At 39.6% G+C, this 9380-nt stretch carries 10 protein-coding genes; 5 read left to right on the top strand and 5 right to left on the bottom strand.

Annotated elements, in window-relative coordinates; translation table 11 throughout:
- Nucleotides 1-60: 60 nt before the first annotated feature.
- Both IPJ53_06795 and IPJ53_06790 read left to right on the top strand, forming a co-directional pair.
- Nucleotides 61-1308, top strand: coding sequence for a T9SS type A sorting domain-containing protein (locus IPJ53_06795; protein ID MBK7798799.1), 1248 nt, complete (start codon nt 61-63; stop codon nt 1306-1308).
- Nucleotides 1309-1589: 281 nt separating this feature from the next.
- A complete protein-coding gene (locus IPJ53_06790) occupies nt 1590-2510 on the top strand; it encodes a DUF1295 domain-containing protein (protein ID MBK7798798.1) in 921 nt (306 codons plus the stop codon).
- 80 nt (nt 2511-2590) lie between these two features.
- On the opposite strand, the gene IPJ53_06785 is transcribed toward IPJ53_06790, so the two are convergent.
- Together IPJ53_06785 and IPJ53_06780 are read right to left on the bottom strand one after the other, a co-directional pair.
- On the bottom strand, nt 2591-3490 hold the full coding sequence (locus tag IPJ53_06785; GenBank protein MBK7798797.1) for an SDR family oxidoreductase: 900 nt from the start codon (nt 3488-3490) through the stop codon (nt 2591-2593).
- 215 nt (nt 3491-3705) lie between these two features.
- Entirely contained in the window at nt 3706-4002 is a 297-nt protein-coding gene (locus IPJ53_06780) for a hypothetical protein (protein MBK7798796.1), read from the bottom strand.
- Between the two features lie 191 nt (nt 4003-4193).
- Between IPJ53_06780 and IPJ53_06775 the strand changes: the two genes are divergently transcribed.
- The gene (locus IPJ53_06775; GenBank protein ID MBK7798795.1) at nt 4194-5687 is read left to right on the top strand and encodes an NAD(P)H-hydrate dehydratase; all 1494 of its coding nucleotides are present in this window, start codon (nt 4194-4196) and stop codon (nt 5685-5687) included.
- Nucleotides 5688-5885: 198 nt separating this feature from the next.
- On the opposite strand, the gene IPJ53_06770 is transcribed toward IPJ53_06775, so the two are convergent.
- Nucleotides 5886-6242 carry a hypothetical protein gene (locus IPJ53_06770; protein MBK7798794.1) on the bottom strand — a complete coding sequence of 119 codons (357 nt, stop codon included), beginning with the start codon at nt 6240-6242 and terminating at the stop codon, nt 5886-5888.
- Between the two features lie 4 nt (nt 6243-6246).
- Here IPJ53_06770 and IPJ53_06765 point away from each other — a divergent pair, with 4 nt between their 5' ends.
- Nucleotides 6247-7119: a nucleoside phosphorylase gene (locus IPJ53_06765; GenBank protein MBK7798793.1), complete on the top strand. Its 873-nt coding sequence runs from the start codon at nt 6247-6249 to the stop codon at nt 7117-7119.
- Between the two features lie 227 nt (nt 7120-7346).
- On the opposite strand, the gene IPJ53_06760 is transcribed toward IPJ53_06765, so the two are convergent.
- A complete protein-coding gene (locus IPJ53_06760) occupies nt 7347-7922 on the bottom strand; it encodes a YceI family protein (GenBank protein ID MBK7798792.1) in 576 nt (191 codons plus the stop codon).
- A gap of 204 nt (nt 7923-8126) precedes the next feature.
- Between IPJ53_06760 and IPJ53_06755 the strand changes: the two genes are divergently transcribed.
- Complete coding sequence (locus IPJ53_06755; protein ID MBK7798791.1) at nt 8127-8969, top strand: class I SAM-dependent methyltransferase; 843 nt, start codon at nt 8127-8129, stop codon at nt 8967-8969.
- 15 nt (nt 8970-8984) lie between these two features.
- Here the strand turns inward: IPJ53_06755 and IPJ53_06750 are convergent, their stop codons facing one another.
- Nucleotides 8985-9347: a hypothetical protein gene (locus tag IPJ53_06750; GenBank protein ID MBK7798790.1), complete on the bottom strand. Its 363-nt coding sequence runs from the start codon at nt 9345-9347 to the stop codon at nt 8985-8987.
- Nucleotides 9348-9380 lie beyond the last annotated feature (33 nt).

Genomic DNA, 9380 nt, shown 5'->3' with positions numbered 1-9380 from the left:
AGGAACCCGCAGTAATCATCAAAAACTGATTTGCGTTTTTTAAGCTCTAAAATTTTTGCAATGAAAATTAAGGCAACATTTTTATTTCTCTTATATCCTCTGCTCGCAAGCCTTCAACCAAAGTGTGATGCAATTTCAACAGGATACATTCCCATCAATGATTTGGGTACTGAAATTTCTCCACTTACCGGAAAAATGGGAGGCTTGTACCTCAATGGCTCCAATGACATGCCGGCTGAACATCTTAAAGCAGGTTTGGAATTATCTTCCCAGATTCAATGTCTGGACATATCGGGAAATCCGGATGCAACCAATGGAAAAATCGTATGGCTCAGTATAGGCATGTCCAATTGTACACAAGAGACCCAACAATTTATCAGACAGGCAAATGCCTCCCCATCGAAAAATCCAAAACTGGTATTGGTGGATGGTGCTCAAGGTGGTCAAACTGCCAATGTGATATCCACCCCTACCCACAACAATTATTTAACTTTCTGGAACACCGTGAACACCAGACTTGCAAATGCAGGTGTAGGTAAAAATCAGGTGCAGGTCATTTGGTTTAAAGAAGCCAATCCTGCGGGGAGCACTCCTCCGGGTGTTCATTATGATTCATTGGTCGTGCAGTTTCGCAGGTGTATGAATGAAATCAAAACCAGATTTCCCAATGTAAAACTCTGCTACATGGCCAGCAGGATTTCCGGTCGCTATGCAAGTTCCAATTTAAATCCAGAGCCATATGCATACCTCACTGGATGGGCTGTAAAACAAACAATAGAAGATCAAATAATGGGTTTACCCCAAGTGGCTTTTAAGGGGAGTGAAGCAAAATCCCCCTGGCTTTCATGGGGAATGTACATGTGGTCAGACGGAGATAACCCACAGAAAAACAATCCTGACGTATTCTATACCTGTCCCGCTGATTTTCAAAATGATGGTACGCATCCTTCTACTTTGGGAGCGCAAAAAGTAGGCGCATTGCTCTTGAAATTTTTCTCCAACGACAAAACTGCTTCCCCATGGTTTCTAGGCAGTGGATGTACAACAACTGTTAACAGTGCAGATCAGATCATCTCCGATCTGGTAAAAATTTATCCAAATCCCGGGAATGGTCTTTTTAATTTAGAATCGGATAAAGAAATTGAATCATTGGAATTGTTTAATCTATATGGGTTAAAACTAAATTATAAAATCACCTCTGCTGTAAAGTCCACACAAATTGATTTAAGCGATTTGAAGAAAGGAGTTTATTTGTTGCATGTAAAATGTTCAAATTCTTCCCAAACAAAAAAAGTCGTCATTCAATGAAGTTTAAAAATTATATATAATTTCAGAATGCAAGGCTGATTGTTTTTAATGATTTTTTTTGAAAATTGAAAAATTACTCAATAAGGTGATGGTTAAATTTTGATACCTTTATTCTTGAAATAACTATTGTATTTTTATAATTTGGTCCAAACCTATTTATAATAATACATTGGTTAATGCCGATGGGTGCAATTTAATGGTCCAAATGAACGAAGTGATAATTGGACTTTATTATTTGGCCGGTTGATTTTAAAATAAATTTTTGAAAAATTTTGGGGATCATGATTAAAACTATTTTCATACTCATACTAACTTTAATAGTAGTGCCCATAATTTCTTACAGGTTTGGTTCACCCTTAAGTCCATTGCAACATGAAGTGCTGTGGAACTGTATCTACCTCTGTCTTTTTACAGCTTTGGCCTGTTTTACTTTGAGTGAACTAACGGGCAACTGCAGTCAGGTGGACAAGATCTGGAGCATTGTTCCATTGGTTTATGCCTGGTACATTGCGTATGCAGGAGGATGTACCACTCGATTGATCCTGATGGCTGTATTGGTCAGTATATGGGGCATACGACTCACTTATAATTTTTCACGGCGAGGAGCTTACAGTTGGAAATTCTGGGATGGAGAAGAGGATTATCGGTGGGCGGTATTAAGAAAAAAACCGGAGCTTTCCGGAAAATTAAAATGGACTTTATTCAACTTATTTTTTATTTCTCTTTATCAGAATGGATTGATTTTACTATTCACCTTGCCCATTCTGGTTGCCATGTATGATCAGGTTCAGTCACTTGGTATGATCGATTATGTATTAGCGACTATTTTTATTGGATTTGTAGTTTTAGAAACCATAGCAGACCAACAGCAGTGGAATTTTCAAAAAGAAAAACATCGCCAAATGAATTTAACCGGAAAGGTAGATGGCATTTATACCAAAGGATTTACTCATACGGGACTTTGGAAATACATGCGACATCCAAATTATCTTGCAGAACAGGCCATTTGGATTTCTTTCTATTTATTGGGGGCGAATGCAAGTGGAGAATGGATCAATTGGTCTGTTGCAGGATGTATGTTGTTGTTGGTGCTCTTTCAGGGAAGTTCCGATTTTAGTGAAGCAATTTCAGCCGAAAAATATCCCGCCTACGAAGCATACCAAAAAAACACAGGGCGATTTCTGCCAAAATTGAACAGTTAGTATGTTGAAGAAATTTAATTAACTCTTACCCGAAGGAGATTACCTTAGGTCAATACTGAATGTTCAGATACCATGATAATTCATTTGCATTGCTGCTTTATGAAATGTTCAATGGTGGTAAGTTTGATGGGGAATTTTTGAAGGGTGCGGGTAGGATCAAAAGTCTGATCCGTTTCGTCCAGCACTTCACCAAGTGCCATCACCCTGGAAATCCCCTGATGAAATGGTTTGAATAATTTAGACATGATATTCAAAAATCCAATACTGAGATACGTGCATTTAACTTGCCTCCCGGAATACTTTTCGTAGAGTGAAACAATTTCATTTCTGCTTAAATTATCAGGACCTCCGATTTCTATAATTGAATTCAATGCCTCGGGTTGCTCCAATGATTTAAGTATGATTTGTGCAACATCCACCACTGAAACAAAATTTAATGGATTATTACCTTTCCCCATGATCATCGCCTTCCCGTTTTTAAGAATTCCTTTACCCATTAATTCATGGATATGGGTTTCCATAAAGGCCGTAGATCTGATGATGATAAAATTCAATCCACTCTTTTGGAGATATTGTTCTACTTCAAATTTATTGCGCCAAAAATCAATGGACTGATCAGGGCCGGCACCGACCAGTGAAATATAAACCATGCATTTTACGCCTGCTCGCTTTGTGAGGTCAATGAGCGATTTGTGCCCTTCTACATCTACTTTCATGGAACCATATCGACCTGTCCCCAGAATAGAGTGCGCCATCGCGATGACAACATCCCTGCCTTCACAAGCAATCTCCAAAGAGGATGGATCGATCAAATCTCCCTTGACAATTTCAACATCGGAACTTTGTGTCAAACTTATTTTCTCAGGATGACGTGTCATCAGTCTGATTTGATATCCTGCTTGCCTCAACAAGGGGGCAGTAACTTTTCCCAAAGTTCCCGAACCACCTACCAAAAGAATTTTTGAAAACTGAGTGATCACTTAATTCAAATTTACAAAAGAAAATTGTCTACTTAATATAATTTTAAAATCCAAATAATAACAGTCACCGAAACGAATGCATACAATTCAAAACATCTTTGTAAATATTCTCTCGGAAAATAAATTTACATTGAAAAGTTTAGAAAGTTTCTTTTTAGAACAACCAAAATTTCCTTACTCCATTATGCCCACCCCGCACAACAGAAAATATCAATTCACTTTATGGTAAAATTAGCGTACGCTTTACATTCCCCCAAATCAGTGACCGTCACACTGTAGGTGCCTGATCCGGTAACCGTAATTTCTGAAAGGTCATTTACCCCGGTGGACCATTTATAGAAAAACGGAGGGTCTCCACCATCGGTTACTACTGTAAGTTTGTTTGCCTGTTGATTCCAATTTATGGACGCTTTAAAATGGTGGCAAATCTCATTTGACGAGGTAAGCAAATGGCAGGATTGTGACAAAAATAGAAGGAGGGTTAGAGGCAGGAAAATTTTAATTTTTTTCATGACCATTAATTTTGATTAAAGTTAATAAATGTTTATTAGTTCGCTTAAATCTATTTTGAAATCCCGTTTTTACACCACACAAGTCTGATTGCAGCTTAGGTAGGTTAATTTATCACCTTCCCTATGCAGTGCACAAAAAGAGAAGGTGTTATTTCTTTTCTGTCTACTTTTGAATTTCAATTCCAACACCAATGCCACACAAAATATTCAGTCCACCCCAAATTAAAGCCATTGAAGAACTCACCATGGTGAAGCAGGATATAGCCTCTCACGAACTGATGGAACGCGCTGGATCCGTCTTTACAGAATGGTTCACGGCAGAACTCAAACCGGCCTCACCATCAGTGTTTATCCTATGCGGGCAAGGCAATAATGGTGGAGATGGGCTGGTCATCGCCAGATTACTCAGCCAGCAGTTTTATAAAGTAAAAATCGGATTTTTTCCCTGGAACCAATCGTCCTCCGAAGATTTTTTCCTCAACAAAAGCCACCTGCCATCAGACAAGGGAATTGAAACTTATCAAATCAAAGAACCAAAAGATTTGGACATTATTGAATCCCGAGATACCATTATTGATGCCATTTTGGGAACAGGCACTAACCGTCCCGTAAGTGATGCGTGGGCCTTGCTTTTTAAAAAAATCAACAGTCTTGAGAATTTAGTAGTATCTGTGGATATCCCTTCAGGAATGATTTGTCATGGGATTACCGAGGGCGAAGTAATTCGTGCCGATGAAGTTTTGAGTTTCGAATTTGTAAAGCTCGCTTTTCTGCTTCCGGAAAATAAATTCCGGATTAAAAACTGGACCCTAAAATCCATCGGATTAGATCAGGAAGCCATCAAAAAAGAAAATACCCCTTTTTACCTCAACACCAAAGAGGACATCAGTTCTATCCTGCGGGAAAGAAATCGGTTTTCCTATAAAAATTCATATGGTCACGCACTGGTCATCGCAGGTAATCAGGAGATGTGCGGTGCCGGGCTTTTAACAGCCACCGCCTGCCTGAGATCGGGGGCAGGATTGGTAAGCCTGATGACCGCTACTTCCTGTTTTACCGCTGTTCATTCAAGTCGACCCGAAATCATTTGTAGAAAACAAGAAGATCTCAACTCCGTTGAATGGAAAAAATTTCAAGCTGTAGCCATTGGCCCTGGTCTGGGACCAAAGTTTTCCTATGAAATTCTGTTCTCATTTCCTCTTTCAAATCCCATGATTTTGGATGCGGATGCGCTGAATTTTTTGGCGACCAAACCTGACTACTTAAATCTGATTCCTAAAAATTCCATACTGACTCCACATCGTGGAGAATTTTCCAGATTGGCAGGTGGCTCCGGAAATGAATTGGAGCTGATAGAAAAAGGAATTCGATTTTCGAAGGAACACAAAATTCACCTGGTTATCAAAGGATCTTACACAGCTTGTATCAGTCCTGATGGTAAAGTTTACTTCAACCCTACCGGAAACACCGGCATGGCCACCGCAGGCAGCGGGGACGTCCTCACTGGCATTCTCACCGGTCTGCTTGCACAAGGCTACCTTCCGCTTGATGCAGCCAGATTAGGCGTTTGGGTTCATGGTCTCGCAGGAGATTTAAGTTTGAATTTTGAATCTGAAGAAAGTCTTTTGGCAGGAGACATCATTGACACCCTTGGCGAAGCCTTTAAAGAAATCAAAGGAGATTAATTCTCCGTCTTTCCATTTTCTCTCCTTATTAGCCCTTCCCTTTCAAGGGAAGGGTTGGGATGGGTTAGGAAGGGTTGGGATGGGTATAGCCCTTCACTTCAAACGCATGTTTCAAGAAAGGTAGCCCTTCCCTTTCAAGGGAAGGGTTGGGATGGGTGTTGCCCTTCCCTTTCAAGGGAAGGGTTGGGATGGGTTAGGTCAGGCTAACGCCTCCCTTGCACCGTCCACTTCCTTGGCTGCATTTCCAATAAATATTTTCTTGCCTACTACAATTACAGGCCTCTTCAAAAAGGTGTATTCACTTAAAATCAGTTTTCGGAAATCTTTTTCGGTCAGTTTTTTATCCTTCAAACCAAGGGTCTTGTACTTGATGGCCTTTCTCGAAAAAAGTGCTTCGTAAGATCCTGCCATTGCTGCCATATCATCCAATTCTTTCTCCGAAATCGCATTTTGTTTGATATCTTGCAGCTCACAAACTTCTGTATTGAGGCTGCCCAGAATTTTTTGACAGGTACCACAATTCGTGAGGTGGTAAATTTTATTTTTCTTTTTCATTTGTATCATTTTGAAAGCAAACTGGATTACCAATCAAGACGGTTCTATCTACCATCTGCATCTTTTGCCGGAACAAATTGCCCCCCTGATCATTACGGTAGGAGACCCATCCAGAGTGGCATTGATCAGCGATCTATTGGATACAATTGAATGTAAAATTAGTTCACGTGAATTCGTATGCCACACCGGCCGACTCGGCACCAAAAGAATAAGCATCCTCTCCACCGGAATTGGCACGGACAACATCGACATCGTACTCAATGAAATTGATGCACTTTTTAACGTGAATCTGTTATCCGGAAAACCAAAAGAAAAAATCACTTCCTGTACGATCATCCGTCTTGGCACTTCAGGTGCCATACAAGAAGACATTCCGATGAACAGTCTCCTGATTACAGAGTGGAGCATAGGAACCGATGCACTGATGAATTACTATCAACACGAAGAATATTTAGTTTTGGAAGAGGTCAGAACTGCATTTAAAACTGCGGGACTGGAGTCCTTAAATTTTCATTTGAGCTGTTGCGATGACGCTCTACTCGATCATTTCAAAGGAAGCGATTTTCTGGTTGGAAACACCCTAACCGCGCCTGGATTCTATGGACCTCAAGGACGTACTACGAGGATTCCCAACAGCGTGCCGGATCTGATAGATAAATTAAAAAATGTTCATTTCAAAAACATTGGCAGACTCACCAACATCGAGATGGAGACAAGTGGAATATACCATTTGGGTAAAGGCCTTGGTCACAGATGTCTTTCAGTTAATGCTATACTTGCAAATCGAATCAACAACTCTTTCTCAGAACATCCGGAGAAAATTATCATGCACATGATTGAAAAATCCATGAGTCTTATGGAAAATTTACCACAGTAAGCTACCAATTTTTAGTAGCCACCGATGCAAAATTAAATTTTAATAAACTTAAAATTTAAACCTTAATAATCATTAAGCACCATCCTAGCTTTTATATCTTCTATTTAATTAATCCTTAGTTATGGATTTAAAAAATAAACAACAGTTATTCCTTTTTCAACATTGCATAAAATAAAAAAGGCGGAATAAATTCCGCCTTTTCCTTGTTCAATATATCCCGTCTGATGTTATCTCGCTAGTGCTAATTGCACATCTAATGTAAATTCGTTATCAATTGCTTTATCGCCCAGGTTGTCAAAGAAACTTCCTGAACCATATTTAATGTCAAATTGGGTACGGTCTACCATAATTTTAGCTGTAGCCATTGTTCCGTTCACCACCGCTTCAAAACTAATTGGTTGAGAAATACCTTTGATGTTCAAATTTGCATCAACCAGGTAAGTGTTTGCTGCGCTGGATCGACCAACTTTAGTGATGTCCAATTTTGCAACCGGAAATCTGCTTGAGCTAAAAAAATCATCGGATTTCAAATGGCCTACTAATTTACCTGCATACTCTCCCTGAAGGTCGGTACATTCTATAGAGTTCATATCAATTTCAAAACTTCCACCGGATAATGCACCTTTGTTCATTTTAAGGTTTCCGGATTTTACTTTGATCACTCCTGTGTGTTGTCCTGTAACTTTTTTAGCCAACCAGGTAACTTTACTTTTGGATGCATCCACTTTAACAACCGTGTCTCCAATGAAGGCAGAATTCAAAACGAGTAATGCCGCTAGGCTTAGGATAGAGAATAATTTCATGTTTTTTAATTTTTTAGTTCAATGGTTATAAACTCCAATCCAGGGATTATGTTTCATCACAATACAATATTTAAGCTTTTCTTAATATAGGTTAATAAGAACACGAGGTGAATCAACTGGCTTTTCTCAAACACTGCACTAATTACTTCAGCTTCCACCACAAAGCCACATTTTTTTTGCAAATTTGCATATAATTATAACCCAATGGCCAGCAACAAACCTCCTGAATACATTCACGGTTTTACAGCAGAAGAACAAGTCAGACTGATTTACCAGAATCAGGTGTTGAGTCCAATGATCTATGCCCACACAGATCTTTCAAAATGTAAACGGGTCTTGGAAATTGGTTGCGGGGTGGGTGCACAAATGATTGAAATCCTTAAGCTGTATCCGGGTATACATGTCACTGGCCTGGATATTTCTGAAATACAAATAGCAAAAGCAAAAGAAAATCTCGCTGCATCGGGGTTTGATGAGGCACAATATGACTTATGGCTCGGCGAACCGGAAGCCATTCCGGAACCTGCCAAGAAGTTTGATGCGGTGATACTTGTTTGGGTGTTGGAACATGTACCGGAACCCGGAAAATTACTGGAAGCCTGTAAAAAATACCTTAAAACCCATGCAAGAATCCATCTTACCGAGGTGTACAACCGTTCTTTTGACCTTTACCCTTCCAGACCCTCCATTCGGAATTTTTGGGAAAAAATGAATAATTTCCAAAGCCAATGCGGAGGTCAAGGCGACATAGGCCTACAATTGGGCAATTTATTAAAAGATGCGGGTTACCGCAACATCAGAACCATCTCATGCCCGCTGTTCTTTGACAAAACCAAAACCCAACAGCGCGGTAGATTCATGGAGTACTGGACTTCTCTGATGAAAAGTTGCACAGAGAATATGATCAAACAAGGAATGATCACACGCGAAGAATGGTCACAAGTAGAAAAAGACATGCTGGAGCTTTCAAAAAATCCGGACACCATCTTTTACTATTCCTGGATTCAGGCTTCTGCCGTAAAACTCTCCCCGCAAAACATTTTATAACATCAGATTTCAAGATCATTCATCTTGTCGGACCAGCAATACTTTTTGATCATCTAACAAGACATAGCCCTGGTCAAAACAAAAATAATAATGGTTGCCCGTTTTTGTCCTGAACTGGTGTGTCATGTATTTTAAGTCAAAACCTTTACGCAAGAGCAATTCCTTGCTGATGGTTCTCTTGCCTTCAGGATTTAGTTCCAAAAGTATTTCCCGGTTTAACTTTAGAATCTGCGTAATTTTTTTAATTACAAGGGGTAACTCCGGCTTGTTTTGTTGATGGTAAATTGCCCTGCATCCATCATTGCAAAATCTTTTATCTCTTCTGCCATGCAAGGGTGATTGACAAATTAGACAAAGACTGGTTGCTGTCTTTAACATAAATTTAGTTTTAGGTGCTCAATAAAATAATAG

It is taken from the genome of Candidatus Vicinibacter affinis, assembly GCA_016714365.1.
Lineage (GTDB): Bacteria > Bacteroidota > Bacteroidia > Chitinophagales > Saprospiraceae > Vicinibacter > Vicinibacter affinis.
This window is presented reverse-complemented; position numbering and strand designations above follow the sequence as displayed.